Source organism: Chitinophaga pendula, from assembly GCF_020386615.1.
GTDB lineage: Bacteria > Bacteroidota > Bacteroidia > Chitinophagales > Chitinophagaceae > Chitinophaga > Chitinophaga pendula.
Genome location: NZ_CP077769.1, coordinates 5966838 through 5984836, shown reverse-complemented (window position 1 = coordinate 5984836; position 17999 = coordinate 5966838). Strand labels below are relative to the sequence as shown.

Below are 17999 nucleotides of genomic sequence, written 5' to 3'. Positions count from 1 at the left end.
GGTAAGCCCTCTAATCATGAAACACAATCAGACATTGAAACTGCTAATAAGTATTTGTTTCCTGTTGGTGACCATTTATGGCTGTACCAAACTGGACTCTAAAGTATACAATCAGACGACCACTTTCTGGAATACGCCGGAACAAGTGGAAGCCGGTCTGGCACCTGCTTATATATCCCTACGTGGTTTTGCTAACGGAGATATATTCAGTTTGCAGGAGGTGACCTCCGATGAAATCATTGTCCCTACCCGTGGTAGTGACTGGTACGACAATGGTCAGTGGCAGCAACTTTGGTTACATACCTGGACTTCCAACCTGGGATTTATGAATGGTGCCTGGGAGTTTATTTACAGTGGTATTGCCCGTATCAATCTGATCAAATATACTGTCAGTAACCTGAAGCCTATCCCTGCGGGACTGGATACCACTAAGGTATTTGCGGAGTTGAACACGCTGAGAGCATTTTATTATTACCAGGCGCTGGATCTGTTTGGTAATGTACCTGTTGTTACTGATTTTAATGCTGATCCGGCATCGTTGAAAAACAGACCAAGAGCAGAGGTGTTTGCCTTTATCGAGCATGAGTTAAAAACGAGCCTGCCTTATTTAAACAGGACTGTTGATAAAAGTTCTTACGGCAAGGTGACGAAGTGGTTTGGGTTTGCACTGTTGGCCAAACTATATCTTAATGCGCAGGTGTATACCGGTGCTCCCCGGTGGAATGAATGTATGGTAGCCTGTGACTCGATCATCAATGCCAACATATACGGGTTATCGAATAATTTCTTTGACAATTTTGTGATTGAAAATGAGAAGTCACCGGAGAATATTTTTGTGATACCATACGATGCTAAAAGAGGGTTGAATGGCTTTAACATACAGATGTTCACGCTGCATTATCAAAGCAATGAGACATATGGTCTAGGGGCATCGCCCTATAATGGTTTCTGCAGTCCGGCTGATTTCTACAATTTATTTGATAGCCAGGATAAGCGCAGAGATATGTTCCTGGTGGGGCAGCAATATGACCGTAGTGGTAATCCGTTGCGTGATAAGCAGGTGAACCTGCCGCTGATATTTGATCCGAACATTGAGGTAATTTCCAGTACAGATCCTAAATTCAGGTTAGTAGGCGCCCGCTCACGCAAGTATGAGTTTACACCTGATACGCCCGGAGATATGAGTAATGATTTTGTAGTCGTGCGTCTGGGGGATATTATTCTGATCAAAGCAGAGGCTGCTTTGCGTAATGGGGCTGCCGGAGATGCTATTGCTACGCTGAACCGCAGTTATGGCGGTTTGCAGGGTGGCGGTGCATCGTTGCGTAGCCGGGCGGGATTAGCGCCTTTTGCGGCACTGACGCTGGATGATATGTTAAAGGAGCGGGCCAGGGAGATGGCCTGGGAAGGATGTCGTAGAACGGATCTAATCCGTTTTGGGAAATACCTGGATGCGAGAAAGCCTGCTAAGCAGGTGTCCGGCGCCTTCCGTACACTATTTCCTATTCCTAAAGCTCAACGCGATAAAAACCCTAGCCTTGTGCAGAATCCAGGTTATGCGGAATAGCCCCTGGGCGCAACCGGTTGTAAAAGACATATTAAAAAAGGCGTCGTATGGCGCCTTTTTTAATATGGGATAGCTACCAAATATTTGTTAACCATTTTATGTCCTTCTTGAATTTTATCCAATCTCCGGAAGTATATGTTTTAAAACCGCCAAAGTATGCCTGTGTCCGCAGGTACAGCAAGCTTTTTCCGTAAATTGCATATCCTGACCCGGATCATTTTCGGACCGGGTTGTAAATGAAAGGAAGATGTCATATACACCACAACATAAAGTACGTATCGTTACCGCGGCTTCTCTTTTTGATGGTCATGATGCGGCTATTAATATTATGCGTCGGATCATGCAGTCTAAAGGGGCGGAGGTTATTCACCTAGGGCATAACAGGTCCGCCGCTGAGATCGTGGATTGTGCTATACAGGAAGATGCGCAGGGGATTGCTGTTACCTCCTACCAGGGGGGGCACGTGGAATTTTTTAAGTATATGTTTGATCTTTTGAAAGAAAAGGGATGCGGACATATCAAACTATTCGGCGGCGGTGGGGGGACTATACTGCCATCAGAGGCGGAGGAACTGCATAAATACGGGATCAGTCGGATATATTCGCCGGATGATGGCCGGCAGATGGGGTTGGAGGGTATGATAGAAGACCTGATCCGTCAGTGTGATTTTCAGACAGTAGCTTCGCTGAATGGTCATTTGAAAGAGTTGCCTCAGCGTGATTATAAGATCATTGCGCAGGCGATAACAGTGGCGGAGAATGATCAGCTGCCCGAATTACCGGCTGATCAGACAAGCGCTCATCCGCCGGTACTGGGCATCACCGGTACGGGAGGTGCTGGTAAAAGTAGTGTTACAGATGAGCTGGTGCGTCGTTTTCTGACCAACTTTGAAGATAAAACAGTGGCGGTGATCTCAGTAGACCCTTCCAAGAAAAAGACAGGAGGTGCTTTGCTGGGAGACCGTATCCGGATGAATTCCATCCATCATCCCCGTGCTTACATGCGGTCCCTGGCAACAAGGGAAAGCGATAAAGCGATCAGTCTTCATATTCAGGAAGCGATTGACATCTGCCGGCAGGCAGGATTCGATTTTATTATCCTGGAGACATCCGGTATCGGGCAGAGCGATACTGCTATTACGGATTACTGCGATGTATCCATGTACGTAATGACACCTGAATACGGTGCTGCTTCTCAACTGGAGAAGATCAACATGCTGGATTATGCAGACGTGATAGCGATCAACAAGTTTGATAAGGCTGGTGCACTGGATGCGTTACATGATGTGCGCAAACAATACAAACGTAACCATACCCTGTGGGATGCGAAGGATGACGACCTGCCTGTGGTAGGTACTATCGCATCGCAGTTCAACGATGCCGGGGTGAACCTGCTGTTTGAAAAGCTCATACTGGTCATTGCATCCAAAACATCTACTGATTTCGGGCCTGTAACCCATGAAAGGATCAAATCCACCAGTACCAAATCGCAGATCATTCCGCCTGCCAGGATAAGGTACCTGGCAGAAATAGGAGAGACAATTGCGGAGTATGAAAAGTGGGTGACGGAGCAGTGTGCTATTGCCAGGCAGTTATACCAGTTAGCAGGTGTACTGGCCATGGAAGGGGTGAAGGGTAAGGAGGAACTGGAGGCAATTAAAGTACATCTGCAGCAGCAACTACATCCTGAATGCAGGCAACTGGTAGAGGGATGGTCCGCATTGAAACGTCAATATACAGCAGAGTTTTATGAGTTCAAGGTACGTGACAAGGTCATTAACCTTCCTTTGTATACGCAGAGCCTTTCTCAGTCTAATATTCCTAAAATAAGTCTGCCGAGATATACGGATTGGGGCGATATTTTACGTTGGCAGCTGACGGAGAACCTACCGGGCGAATTCCCTTATGCTGCAGGGGTATTTCCGTTGAAGCGGGAAGGGGAAGACCCCACGCGTATGTTTGCCGGAGAGGGTGGCCCAGAGCGTACCAACAAGCGTTTTCACTATGTGTCGGTAGATCAGCCGGCCAAACGTCTAAGTACTGCTTTCGATAGCGTGACGCTCTATGGAGAAGATCCTGCACACCGGCCGGATATCTACGGTAAGGTCGGTAATTCCGGGGTGAGCATTGCCACAGTAGATGATGCCAAGAAACTCTACAGCGGTTTTGACCTTTGTGATGCCAAGACCTCCGTATCGATGACCATCAACGGACCTGCCCCTATCTTGCTGGCATTCTTTATGAACGCAGCGATAGACCAGGAATGTGAAAAATATATTGCTGGGAATGGTTTAACGGATCAAATAAAACGTACGATCCGTGAGAAATTCAAAGATCACCCGTTGCCCACTTACAATGGCGGGCTGCCTCATGGTAATAATGGATTAGGTCTTCAGTTGCTGGGTATTTCCGGCGATCAGGTATTGGAAAGCGAGGTGTATGAGAAGATCAAAGCTTACGCCCTGAGCACCGTACGTGGTACGGTACAGGCCGATATCCTGAAAGAGGATCAGGCGCAGAATACCTGTATATTCTCTACGGAATTCGCGCTTAAACTGATGGGGGATGTGCAGCAATATTTTATAGAACGTAAAGTGCGCAACTTCTACTCTGTCAGCATTTCCGGGTATCACATCGCAGAAGCGGGCGCGAATCCTATCACGCAGCTGGCATTTACCCTGGCTAATGGCTTTACTTATGTAGAGTACTATCTGAGCCGAGGTATGCATATTGATGATTTTGCTCCTAACCTGTCTTTCTTTTTCAGTAATGGTATGGATCCTGAGTATGCAGTAATCGGTAGGGTGGCGCGCCGGATCTGGTCCAAAGCGATCAAATACAAGTATAAAGGGAATGACCGTTCACAGAAATTGAAATATCATATCCAGACCAGTGGCCGTAGCTTACACGCACAGGAGATAGACTTCAATGATATCCGTACCACCTTGCAAGCGCTATATGCCATCTATGATAACTGTAATTCATTGCATACAAATGCTTACGATGAGGCTATTACGACGCCTACCGAAGAAAGTGTGCGCAGGGCAATGGCGATACAGCTGATCATTAACCGGGAATTGGGGACCGCCAAAAATGAAAACCCCATACAGGGTTCTTTCTTCATTGAGGAGTTGACCGACCTGGTAGAAGAGGCGGTGATCGTTGAATTCAACCGTATTACGGAGCGTGGCGGCGTGTTAGGTGCTATGGAGCGTATGTATCAGCGTAATAAGATACAGGAAGAGAGCCTCTACTACGAGTCTTTGAAACATACGGGAGAGTATCCCATCATAGGGGTGAATACGTTCTTGAATAAAAACGGCTCGCCTACGATCCTGCCGGCTGAAGTAATTCGGTCTACCAGTGAAGAAAAAGAATTCCAGATCGATACCTTGAAAGCGTTCCATGTACGTCATGCGGATAAGAGTGCAACGGCGCTCAAAAAGCTGCAGCAGGTAGCTATAGCTAATGGTAACCTGTTTGCTGAACTCATGGAAACGGTAAAACATTGTTCGCTAGGGCAGATCACCAATGCGCTTTATGAAGTAGGCGGACAATACAGAAGAAGCATGTAATTACATTCACCAACTTTAATACCCGTATGGGCAGGATATCCGGTTATTGGAAATATCCTGCCCATTTTGCTTATTTTAGACCCTCGTAAAAACTTATCAAAGACCTGTAAAATATAAAGGTGATGTCATCGAGAAGAGATTTTATACGCAATAGCAGTGTATTGGCCGGCGCTATCGGTTTAGGGTTTCCCAAGGCGGTAATGGCCTGGGATGGTTATAGTTCGCAACGTCCTCCGTTGACGCAGCGTAAATTTACCAGTACAGCAGTAGAGAAAACGATACTACGTATAAAGAAACAAATAGCGGACCCTAAGCTGGCGTGGATGTTTGAAAACTGTTTTCCGAATACATTGGATACGACGGTTAATTTCAAGCAGGACGGTGGCAGGCCTGATACTTTTGTACTTACCGGAGACATTCACGCGATGTGGTTAAGGGATTCTTCGGCACAGGTATGGCCTTATCTGCCACTGGTAAAGGAAGATAATGCTTTGCAGCAGTTGATAGCAGGGGTGATCAATCGACAGGTAAAATGTATACTGATCGATCCATATGCCAATGCCTTCAATGATGGTCCTACAGGAAGTGAGTGGGAAAAGGACCTGACCGATATGAAACCGGAGCTGCATGAACGCAAGTGGGAGATTGATTCCTTATGTTATCCTATCAGGTTGGCTTATCATTACTGGAAGATAAGCGGTGATACGCAGATCTTTGATGAGAATTATAAGAAAGCTGCCCGCCTTACCGTACAGACCTTCAAGGTGCAGCAAAGAAAAGAAGGGAAAGGACCTTATAAATTTCAGCGTATAGGTTCCTGGCAGCCTGATGCAGTAGCTAACTCCGGTTATGGGGCGCCTATGCAACCTGTAGGCCTGATTGTGTCTATCTTCCGTCCTTCGGATGATGCTACGCTGTTCCCTTTCCTGATCCCCTCCAATATGTTTGCGGTGGTATCCTTAAGACAGCTGGCAGAGATCAGCCGGGATGCGCTGCGTGATACGGCTTTCGCCAAGGAGTGCGAGGCGCTGGCTGAAGAAGTGGACCGGGCTATCAAAGCCTATGCTATTGTAGAGCATCCGCAGCTGGGTAAAATGTTTGGTTTTGAAGTAGATGGTTATGGTAACCGGTTGTTCCTTGACGACACCAATGTGCCAAGCCTGCTTTCTATTCCCTACCTGGGATATACTACAGCAGATGACCCTCTGTATAAAACGACCAGAAACTTTGTTTGGAGTAGTTTCCATCCCTGGTTTTACAAAGGTAAATACGGAGAAGGGGTAGGAAGCCCTCATACGGGTGAAGATTATATCTGGCCTATGAGTATCATTATGAAAGCATTGACCAGCCAGGATAAGGAGGAGATAGCCAGCTGTTTACGCACCCTGCGTAATACGGATGGCGATACTGGCTTTATCCATGAGTCTTTCCATAAAGAAGACCCCAAAAAGTATACCCGTAAATGGTTTGCCTGGGCGAATACGCTTTTCGGTGAGCTGGTGATGAAGGTAAGCGAACAGTATCCGGAATTACTGAAAAGACAATATAACTAATACGTTCTGTACTATTACTAATGACACTTGAGGTTACATACCGGCAATTGATAGCCGATTTTGGGGAGCAGGCCCGGCACTCGCAGCAACAATTGCGGGTGCTGGCCTGGACGCGATTGTTCTTATTTATTGGGTTGCTGGTATTTGGCTGGCAATATATTGCCAGATCATTTGAGACGATCTGGCTGCTGGCTGCTATCGGGGCAATTGTAGCATTTGTATTCGTGTTGATACGGTATCAACGCTGTCAGGACCGGTTACGATTGCAACAGGCACTGCTGACCCTGAATGAGAAGGAATTGAAACTGGTAACCATCAACCAGGCCGATTTTGAGGACGGTAACCGGTTCGTAGATGAGGAACATCCTTTTACCAGTGATCTTGACGTATTTGGACCATCATCCTTATACCAGCATATTAACCGGACGGGTACACTGATGGGAGCGGAATATCTGGCAGAAACCCTGAGAGCGCCTCTGCAGGATGTGGCTGCTATAAAAGCAACCCAAATGGCGGTGGAGACGCTAAAGCCTATGGTGGATTTCCGGCAGCAATTGTCCGCCCATGCCGTTTTGTCTAATGAGACAATGGAAGACCGCCGGTCCCTGCAGGCCTGGTTGGTATCCCCGTATGACTTCATTACAAGAAAAGGATTGCGACTGGTCAGCTGGATAATGCCGCTTCTGTTAATGGGGACGTTCCTGTATTACCTGACGAGTAGCACTTTGTATCCGATGCTGATCGTGTTCTTTTCGAATGCAGGTATATTGCTGATGAATGTAAAAAGGGTCAATGCGCAGCATCAATGGATGTCTAATAAGGAGAAAGTCCTCCATAAGTTCTCTGCATTGTTGGAGTTAATCCGGCAACAGTCTTTCGGAGCCGCTTCTTCATTAAAGGAGCAGCAGCAACTGGCTGGTCAGGCGGGCAAGGCGCTGTATGAGCTAGCACGTATCAGCAATGCGCTGGACCAACGGATGAACATCCTGGTCGGGCTTTTCCTGAATACGGTATTGCTATATGATCTTCACTGCATGTTCCGGCTGGAAAAGTGGAAGATGCGTTATCAGGCGGAGGTCATGCAATGGCTGGACGTGATTGCCCGGATGGAAACCTGGAATAGCCTGGCGACTTTTGCCTATAATCACCCCGGATATGTATCGCCGGAAGCGGATGAGGCATTTTCCGGTTTGGAGGTAATACAGGCGGGGCATCCATTGATACCAGCAGCTACCTGTGTCACTAATGATCTGGTTATAGAGCCGGGCACACAGTTCCTGGTGATCACCGGGTCTAATATGAGCGGCAAGAGTACTTTTTTGCGTAGCGTAGGCAGTAACCTGCTGCTGGCTATGTGCGGAGCGCCGGTTTGCGCCGCCTCTTTTCGCTTTGCACCGATGCATATTATGACTTCCATGCGGATAAAGGACTCCATTGCCAAACATACCAGTTATTTTCAGGCGGAGCTATTACGCTTACAGCAGATCGTAAAAACCCTGCAGCAAGGTAGTAGGGTATTTATATTGCTGGACGAGATACTGAAGGGTACCAATTCGGAAGACAAATTATCCGGTTCCCGCAAGTTGATTGAGCATTTTCTTCAATACAACTGCCTGGGAATGATCGCTACGCATGATCTGGAGTTGGGGCATATGGAACATGCTTATCCCATACAGGTACGAAACTATTGTTTTGAAAGTACCATAGATAATAACCAGCTGTACTTTGATTACCGGATGCGTCCAGGTATCGCCCGGAACAAAAACGCCACTTTCCTAATGCACCAGATGCATATTATATAGTCTTTTCCTGGCCCCGCTTATTTTACATTTGCAATGAACTAATATTATTAGTAGTTTTACTAAAAATATTAGTCATGACGTTGCCATTTCAGGAAGGTGTGCCTGATAATTCCTATTATAAGGGGCGCGGTGCACAGATAAATCCTAAGAATAAATATCTCCAGGGGGAGTATATCCAGGAGCATGCGGAGGGAATAGACGAGTGGTGGCAGGCAGATGTACCTACCCAGATATTAGAGGAGCACGCAAAGACGCTGGTGAATAAAGTTGACAGTCCGGATGTGGGCATGTGGTATTCCATGAACCCTTACCAAGGTTGCGAACATGGTTGTATATATTGTTATGCCCGTAATGCGCATCAGTACTGGGGGTATAGTGCTGGTCTGGATTTCGAGCGAAAGATCATTGTTAAGAAGAACGCTCCGGAGCTGCTCCGGAAGTTCCTGGAGAACAAAAATTGGGTACCGAAACCGATCTCGTTATCGGGTAATACCGATTGTTATCAGCCATTGGAGCGTAAGATGTGGATCACCAGGCAATTATTGGAGGTTGCGCTGGAGTATAAGCAGCCTATAGGTATTATCACCAAGAACTCACTTGTACTCAGGGATAAATACCTTTTGCAGCAGCTGGCGAAAGATAATCTGGTATGTGTGTATGTATCTATTACTACGCAGCAAGAAGAGCTGCGGACTAAGATGGAACCTCGTACCACTACTGCGGCGCAACGGTTCAAGATCGTAAAGGAGCTAAGCGAGGTGGGAATACCGGTCGGAGTAATGACCGCGCCAATGATACCGGGGCTGAATGACCATGAAATGCCTGCTTTACTGGAGGCGGCAGCTTATAATGGTGCGAAATTCGCTGGGTATACGGTAGTCAGATTGAATGATGCGGTGAAGCTTATTTTTAATGATTGGCTCTATAAGAACTTCCCGGACAGGGCGGACAAGGTCTGGCATTTGATCGAAAGTATGCATGGCGGAAATGTGAATGATAGTAATTTTGGCCGGAGGATGAGGGGAGAGGGGAATATCGCAGAGTTGATCCGGCAGCAATTCAGGGTACATACTAAAAAGTATGGTCTCAATATGGAGCGTTTTGAGTTTAATACGGAAGCTTTCCGGCGTCCCAAATCTCAGCTAAGTTTGTTCGATTGAGTGGTTCGGCCCCTATTTATGAAAAAAGAGTTAATTCTGCAAAAAAAAATGGTAGGAATTTTGTGTAATCAAAAAAAATAAAATTACCTTTGCAACAGCAATAAGAAAAAATGCAACATAAACCATCATATACGATTATCGCGATGTCCTGCAAGCATGAGAAGCAGGTCAGTGGCTGGTTGCGGGCGTGTTGCACCAATTGTTAACGAAGAAATAAGTTATCAAGAGTATAAACAAAGGTCCCGCAGGAAACAGCGGGACCTTTTGCTTTATAAGTTGCTTGTAATGAAGATAGTGATAGAAGAAATGATCGAGATAACCGAGCGGCATGTATATACATCATCCAAGAATGGTGATATAATGCGAAAGGAGGGCTTTACCTTAAAAAAGCCTAATGGGCATCGTATGTAATAATATAAGCTACGCACTTATATAATTTCACCCGGCGCCGTTAGCGAGCCGGGTTTTTTATTTGAAAAATCCGCGGATCAACCCAGGAAACAATTTTTATGAATACTGTTATGTACTAACCGATGTCAGTCAGGATAGTGCATAACCCCAAAAATAGATAGTAAGATGAGAAACGTAATTCAAGTTGTAAGAGAGGCTTTGCTAACGAACTTCCGGGAGTTGGATACCTGGTTTGAAAAAGAATCCGCTTTATTGCATTTCAAGCCCAACCTTGATAATTGGAATGCCAGAGAAGTGCTGGAGCATATTAGCTTAACCAATTATTTTTTGCTGCTTATTGTTAATAAGAGCACACGTCGTGCGCTAGACCGTAAGCGTAATGGTCATACCGTGATAATAGCCGCCGACTATGAAGAAAAGTTCCGTGAGATAGATGTGATCGGTAGTAAATCATTCGGATGGATCAGACCGGAACATATGGAGCCTACTGGTCTGAAAGATCTCAGCGAGATCCGCGTGTTGTTGAAGCAACAATATGCACAATGTATGTACAATCTGAGTCTATTGAAGAATGGCGAAGGTACGTTGGTATTCACTAATATGTCAGTAAATCACTTAGGCAAGTTGGATATATATCAATACATCTATTTCCTCACGAAGCATATTGAACGTCACATCCGCCAGATGCAGCGTCTCGAAAAGCAACATGAAGAAAGCCTTGTAATGATATAAACCGGTCAACCTGTTCCTCATCCGTTGTTAACCTTTCAGTGAAATGTAAATACGGATGTAACATCTGCGTTTGCCCGCGATGATATTCGCGGGCAAATATTTACCTCACCAGCAGTCTGGATAGAACGAGCGTAAGGTATTAAGTGTCAAACAGAACATTTAACCGGATATTGCCCATTATGATACGTAAATACGATAACATGCACCGCATTGGAACAGACACTGATGTTTTATCTCCGGCCCTTGGGAGTTGGCGTGTGTGTTATGTCATCATATAAAAGAACACGAGTTTATATAGTGAAAGCCCGGCACTGACAGTCGGGCTTTTTTATTGAAAAGCATCTTCAAACGGGAATAATGAGTACACTGGGTACCAGCACTACCAGATATTGCGTAGATGGGATTGCTGTTAGTTACATAAACTATCGTTACGTTTGTGGTTAAATTAGGACGTTTTTATAGTAATAGTAATTTATGAACAGAGAACCGGAAAGACGGATCATTACTACCAATAGTATCTTTAATGACAATTACCTGGATAGCAAACAATTATATATGTACACTTTCGAAAGCATTCCAAGTGTACACCTTACCCAGGATATAGATGACAGGAGAGCCTGGGACGAATTCAGAAAAGTATTTTCAGCAGATATCAAGTCAGTGCACCAGTATACACAAATAGAGCCCCGCAAAAGCGAGCACACGTACAGTACAGGAATTGTAATCTTGAAAAAAGCATTTATCCTGGAGTTTGGGTCTGGCTATTGTGAGATATTACATAATGAAGGTGATAAAGCATATTTTGAGCAATTGGCTGCCTGGGTAAAGCGGTTTCGCCAACGGAAGAAGAGAAAACGTCAAGAGATCAACCTCATTATCAAAGATGCTTATGGTGAACTGGCGCTTAAGCATATGGACATACGCAAGCAAGAACTTGATCTGAGTTTATACTATGAGGATAATTTTGCGGAGATCGATAATACGATTCGGCAAAGATTGAATAGACATAATGATAAAGGGATCGTATTACTGCATGGCTTACCTGGCACAGGGAAAACTACATACCTGCGTTACCTGATAGGAAAGATTAAAAAGAAGGTGATGTTCCTGTCGCCGGGTATTGCTTCGAACCTGATGCATCCGGATTTCATTGATCTGCTGATCAATAATCCTAATAGTGTATTGATTATTGAAGATGCGGAGCATATCATTATGGATCGGAAACTGAATAGCGATTCGAGTGTTTCGGGACTGCTGAACATATCAGATGGGTTGATGGCAGATTGTCTAAATGTACAGGTGATCTGTACATTCAACAGTGATCTGTCTGCAATTGACAATGCGTTGTTGCGTAAGGGGCGCCTGATCGCCAGGTATGAATTCACTAAATTGTCTGCTACTAAAGTGCAGCGATTGTCAGCACACCTGGGATTGGGAGGGAATACCCATGAGCCAATGACCTTGGCGGAAGTAGTGAATCAGCAGGAGCAGGCATATGAGGTGCACAAACCTGTTATTGGGTTCCGCGCCTCTCTTTAAGTTTACGGGAAATATCTAAAAAAAGGGGACATGCAGACCGTATGTCCCCTTTTTTTATTCCGGTATTTAGTCTGTTGGTCTTTAATGGTTAAACAAACCCTAACATTTTAATGCTAGATGAATATTGAAAATAAAGCATGTATCTTGTGCTCATAGTAGATGAAAAGACCGCGAACTAGATAACCTATGGCACAACAGTTATATCTATGAAAGTTAATACTCTATAAAATTTGTAGACTTATGGCAAAATATTTGTAATATTGCCTTCGTTTACCACCAGAATAAACAACATCCCTGTTTTATGGTGCGCAATAGTTGCTCCTGTAAGACAATGGGGAATACTGAAATTCCAAATCATATTGACGTGCATCTAAATTACATGGCGTGGGCACTCCCGCTTTTTCTTGCCCTGATGGGTGTAGAGTACCTGTATGCCCGCAAAACGGGTAAACGTTATTTCAGTCTGACTGGTTCTATCAGTAATATTAATGTTGGGATAGCTGAGCGCCTGCTGGATACTTTTACTGTTGGGGTCTTTTACTTTGTGTACGATTACCTTTACCGGCACTTTGGCATGTTTGATATCAAATCCAGTATACTTTTATGGTTGACGCTGTTTATCTGTACAGATTTCATATGGTACTGGTATCATCGGCTGGCGCATGAGGTAAATGTGCTTTGGGCTGCTCACGTAGTGCATCACCAAAGTGATGACTTTAATTATACAACATCTGCCCGTATTACGGTTTTCCAGGCTTTTGCGCGTATGATGTTCTGGTCGATTTTACCTGTAATTGGCTTTCCGCCAGCTATGATAGTAAGTGTACAGTTAGTACATGGTTTGTATCCCTTTTTCATACATACGCGCACAATCGGCAAGCTTGGTGTGCTGGAATATATATTTGTAACACCCTCTCACCACCGTGTGCATCATGCAAGTAATCCAAAATATCTGGATAAGAATTATGGAGATGTGCTTATTATCTGGGATAAGATATTTGGCACGTTCGAGGTAGAGGAGGAAGAGCCGACGTACGGACTTACAAAACCATTGGAAAGTCATAGTTTTCTCTGGCAGCATTTTCATTTCGTACTGGAGGTATTGTATGCATTTCGTCAAACCAGTGGTTGGAGGAATAAAGTGAAGGTTTTGTTCGGCCGGCCGGATAATATCGATCCGAACATCAGGGCTAAGTTAGAGGAGATCTTTGTTTCACGTAACAGGAGTGAGGTAGCTAATATTCATAAGTTGCATAACTATGTGATAGCGCAAGTCATAATGGCGCTAGTGGTTTTATTTAGTTTCCTGTTATTGGAGTATTATGTTCCGCCGTTTATACAGGTTTGTGTGGCGCTCCTTATTTTACTGACGTTGATCAATTGCGGTGCTATTCTGGAACAGCGGGGTTGGGTGCTTTATCTGGAATATGCGAGAATACTGGTACTTTTCTCTGCAGCTTTTTATATGTGGCCGCACCCAGTCTTGCTATTTGCCTTTACTATCATGCAATTACCGGTATTTTATTACCGTACGGCCATACAACAGCGATATTTACGACTAGTATACGGAGTGGCCCGACAATAAAGGCGCTTTGTCTATATCAAGAGTCAGTGGAATTTCCAATAGCTGATCGGAAATTCCACTGACTCTTGCCGTTATACCCGGATATATATGCGGCGTTTATCCATCCACCAGGCTAATAAACCGAATAATGTGACATGGAAAAGCGCGAATAACAAAGAGCCGTTCATATTACCTGCGATTGGCTGGAAGATGTGTGTATACAGCCAGGAGTAGGCGTCATCATCATCTGGCCCTATCCGGAAGACGAAATAGGTTTTTACCAGCACGCCCGCCATGATGTAGATAAATAACGGATTTTTGCCGAATGCCTCGAAAGGATAGGTCCATTTTGTTTGATTCCGCATTTCGATTACATACAGCAATATCGAAATGACTACTAACGCCAGGCCGCTTGTATAAAGGACATAGGAGCTAGTCCATATCTTTTTATTAATGGGGAATACCATGTTCCAGCATAATGCAGTAAATATGAGTAGGCAGCCCGTGATCAGCAGTCCGGTAAGCATTTCATAGGTTTTACCCTTTTGCTGTATATAGGCACCTGCGAGATAGCCGAAAATAACATTCACCACTGCTGGTATAGTACTTAACAGTCCTTCCGGGTCAAACGGTACTCCTTCGCCTTTATATAAGTGATTTTCTCCCAATAACCATTTATCGACGGAGAGGCCTGCGAATCCTTCCAGGCTATATGGATCTCCCTGGCCGAAAGCCAGTAATATCCACCAATATCCTAAAAGTAAAGCGCCCACCCAGACAAATGATCCCCGATCTTTAAAGAAATGTATGATAAGTGCGGCAAAGCCATAACAGAGGGCTATCCGTTGTAAAACTCCCATGATGCGAAGCTGTGTAAAAGATTTGGTCACCAATGCTCCATCGTTCCATCTCACAAACGGGAACCAGTTGAGGAATAACCCGATCAGGAATATCAGGAGGGTGCGTTTGGCTATCTTCCGGATCACAGCGCCATTTCCCTGGGCTTCATACTTCTTCATCGAAAAGCTCATGGCATTGCCTACTGCAAACAGGAAAAAAGGAAATACCAGGTCTGTAGGGGTGCATCCGTGCCAAGAGGCATGTTGTAGGGGTGGGTAGACGTATGACCAGCTACCAGGGTTATTGACGAGGATCATGCCTGCCAGGGTAAGTCCCCGGAATACGTCTAGGGATAAAAATCGTTGGTTATTCACGCGGATAAATTTTGACTAAAGTGATAAAATACGGATAAAATATGAATTTTAGTAAGCGCTATTGGGGTGGATGTATTTGATTTATATTAATATGATTTTATAGGATTAGCGTGATCTTAGCATAATCTTTGTGTTTAACACGGCTTTTATCTGGGGAATGGACTTATACCTATTTTGATAATTGCGATAATGAATTGATATTCAATTTTTTGTGTTATAACGAAGGAAAGAATACGTTTCTCTGGAATGTATATTTATATCTTATTTTTAATAGATTTGCAGCTGATTTCCAAAAAAGAAGTGATTGGCTTGTGAGAGGGGTTATATTTTATTACTCGAGAAGAAGAATTATACCATATTTCATGCTTAAAAGGATATTGCTTTTACATCTATTGCTATTTGTTAGTTGTTGTGCATTTGCTCAGTTTCAATCCTTGTCCAAGGAACAAATGAAGCAAGTGAAAATAGACAACCTATCTGATGATCAGGTAAGACAGCTGGCAGCAGAAATGAAGAAAAACAACATTCCCTTTGATGATATTGACAAATATGCTGTTGAAAAGGGAATTTCCGCTGATGAGGCATCAAAATTAAAAGATCGGATGCGTGTACTTGGCTTAGATAAAGAGTTGACCGCCAAGGGTGATAATGCTCAATCTGGTACCTCAAAACAATCAAGTGGTGACAGAGAGTATGAAATAGAAACGGATCAATCGGCGACGGCTGGTGTTCAGCGTAAATTGACACCAGCAGAGCAGGAAAAGGAAAAAAAGAAGAAGAGGATCTTTGGAGCGGAATTATTTTCCAATAAAAATCTGACATTCGAGCCTAACCTGAGAATGGCTACTCCCCCTAATTATCGTATAGCATCAGGAGATGAAATTATAGTAGATGTGTATGGGTATTCAGAGGTACAACATAAATTGAAAGTGACTCCTGAAGGGTATATCAGAGTACCCTATCTGGGACCTGTTTATGTTAATGGTTTGACGATGAAGGAGGCAACGGATCGTCTTACCAAGCAGTTGTCATCTATTTATGGAGGAATTAAATCCGGCAATACTTATGTGCAGGTATCTTTAGGTAATATAAGAAGTATTCGGGTATTGCTAATAGGTGAAATTGAATCTCCGGGATCTTATACGCTGCCTTCGCTGGCATCTGTTGCCAATGCTTTATATGTAAGTGGTGGCCCTAGTGAAAACGGTTCGTTCAGGGATATTCAAGTAATTAGAAATGGAACACGTGTTGCCACATTTGACCTGTATGATTTTCTACTAAACGGAGATCTGTCTAACAACATTATATTGCAGGATCAGGATATCGTTAAGGTTAATCCTTATAAAACGCGCGTAGAGTTGTTGGGTGAGGTAAAACGTCCTGCTATTTTTGAAGCCAAAGACAACGAAACGTTGCAAACGATCCTCAATTATGCAGGTGGATTTACTGATAAATCCTTTCCGGGAAATATCAGGGCATTTAGAGTGAACAATAAGGAGCGGGAAGTTGTGAATGTTCCTGCAGAGCAGATTGCTACATTTCATTTGAAATCGGGCGATCAATTTTTTGTAGATTCTATCCTGAGTAGATTCAGTAATAGGGTGATTATATCCGGTGCTGTTTTTCATCCCGGGCAGTATGCACTAGAGCCAGGTATGACAATAGGAGATCTGATTCGTCGGGCAGACGGGATACAAGAAGTGGCTGCACTGACGAGGGGAGTAATAAGAAGATTACAACCCGATTTCACGCCAGCGATGATTAGCTTCAATGTACAAGAGGCTGTCGAAGGCAGAAATAATCTGGTTCTGCAGAAGGAAGATAGCGTCGTTATATTCTCTAAGTTGGGCCTCAGACAGGAATACAATGTGAAGATCTCGGGTGAGGTAAATAATCCAGGGGTCTTCAATTTTGCCGATAGTATGCAGTTGGAAGACCTTATTTTACTTGCCGGAGGTTTGAAAGATGCTGCTTCTTTAAAACATGTAGAGGTATCTCGTCGTATACGTAAGCAAGGTAGCTATGATTCTACCGATACGCGGATGGCCATTATACAACAGTTTGACGTAAATGCGGACCTGAGTTCTGGCCTTGCTGCAACGTTCACTTTGCAGCCATTTGATGAAGTCAGTATCAGAAGAGCCCCAGGTTATGCTGAGCAGGCAAATGTCCAGTTGGATGGTGAAGTGCTATACAGTGGACAGTATGCTATCAATTCAAAGAGAGAACGTATCTCTGATCTTATAAAAAGAGCGGGAGGGCTCAAGCCTGAGGCTTACGCAGAAGGTGCCGTATTGTTAAGGAAGACGTATGTAAATGTATCAGATAGTGCATTATTAACCAATAAGCTGGAGGTATTTTACAATAAATTACAGGATAGCTCTGATATCGCCCGCATGAAAAATGCTGTAGAGCGTAAGGAACAATTGCTTGGAATTAATCTGGACGAGATATTGGCAAAACCTGGATCCAAATATGATCTTCTTTTAGAAGAAGGGGATATTATTAAGGTTCCTAAGAAGTTGCAAACGGTACAACTATTTGGTGAAATATACTTCCCCAAAAAAGTCAGGTTTGATAGGAATGCTACTTTCCGGGATTATGTAAGGGGAGCGGGAGGATTCACGTCATCCGCATTACGTCGTAGGAGCTATATAGTATATGCGAACGGCGAGGTTAAAAGTGCACGTAAAGTGTTAATGTTTACCGGCTATCCAAAAGTTAAGCCAGGAGCTGAGATATACGTTCCGACTAGAAAAGAGAGAAGAGGATTGAGTGGTCAGGAGATACTTGGAATGGGAAGTGTGGTAGCCTCTATTGCGCTTGTTATTGCTACTATCATCAACAACCGCAGATAGGGACGAAAAACCAGCTATTTATTCC

General features: G+C 44.2%; 10 protein-coding genes. 9 read left to right on the top strand and 1 reads right to left on the bottom strand.

Annotated elements, in window-relative coordinates:
* Positions 1-16: 16 nt before the first annotated feature.
* From KTO58_RS22175 to KTO58_RS22140, 8 genes are all read left to right on the top strand, one after another.
* Positions 17-1567 (top strand): RagB/SusD family nutrient uptake outer membrane protein, encoded by a 1551-nt coding sequence (locus KTO58_RS22175; RefSeq protein WP_095837302.1) that lies wholly within the window; start codon positions 17-19, stop codon positions 1565-1567.
* A 247-nt stretch (positions 1568-1814) separates the two neighbouring features.
* Positions 1815-5141, top strand: coding sequence for a methylmalonyl-CoA mutase family protein (locus KTO58_RS22170; protein ID WP_095837303.1), 3327 nt, complete (start codon positions 1815-1817; stop codon positions 5139-5141).
* Positions 5142-5263: 122 nt separating this feature from the next.
* Positions 5264-6694, top strand: a complete 1431-nt coding sequence (locus tag KTO58_RS22165; protein WP_095837304.1) for a glycoside hydrolase family 125 protein — start codon at positions 5264-5266, stop codon at positions 6692-6694.
* Positions 6695-6714: 20 nt separating this feature from the next.
* On the top strand, positions 6715-8496 hold the full coding sequence (locus KTO58_RS22160; RefSeq protein WP_095837305.1) for a MutS-related protein: 1782 nt from the start codon (positions 6715-6717) through the stop codon (positions 8494-8496).
* Between the two features lie 74 nt (positions 8497-8570).
* On the top strand, positions 8571-9656 hold the full coding sequence (locus KTO58_RS22155; protein WP_095837306.1) for a PA0069 family radical SAM protein: 1086 nt from the start codon (positions 8571-8573) through the stop codon (positions 9654-9656).
* Positions 9657-10232: 576 nt separating this feature from the next.
* Positions 10233-10799 carry a DinB family protein gene (locus tag KTO58_RS22150; RefSeq protein ID WP_095837308.1) on the top strand — a complete coding sequence of 189 codons (567 nt, stop codon included), beginning with the start codon at positions 10233-10235 and terminating at the stop codon, positions 10797-10799.
* A 474-nt stretch (positions 10800-11273) separates the two neighbouring features.
* Positions 11274-12338, top strand: coding sequence for an AAA family ATPase (locus KTO58_RS22145; RefSeq protein WP_095837309.1), 1065 nt, complete (start codon positions 11274-11276; stop codon positions 12336-12338).
* A 364-nt stretch (positions 12339-12702) separates the two neighbouring features.
* Positions 12703-13923 carry a sterol desaturase family protein gene (locus KTO58_RS22140; RefSeq protein WP_095841444.1) on the top strand — a complete coding sequence of 407 codons (1221 nt, stop codon included), beginning with the start codon at positions 12703-12705 and terminating at the stop codon, positions 13921-13923.
* A 71-nt stretch (positions 13924-13994) separates the two neighbouring features.
* On the opposite strand, the gene KTO58_RS22135 is transcribed toward KTO58_RS22140, so the two are convergent.
* Positions 13995-15116: an acyltransferase family protein gene (locus tag KTO58_RS22135; protein ID WP_225859872.1), complete on the bottom strand. Its 1122-nt coding sequence runs from the start codon at positions 15114-15116 to the stop codon at positions 13995-13997.
* A gap of 362 nt (positions 15117-15478) precedes the next feature.
* Here KTO58_RS22135 and KTO58_RS22130 point away from each other — a divergent pair, with 362 nt between their 5' ends.
* Positions 15479-17974 carry an SLBB domain-containing protein gene (locus tag KTO58_RS22130; RefSeq protein ID WP_095837311.1) on the top strand — a complete coding sequence of 832 codons (2496 nt, stop codon included), beginning with the start codon at positions 15479-15481 and terminating at the stop codon, positions 17972-17974.
* The last annotated feature ends 25 nt before the right edge of the window (positions 17975-17999 follow it).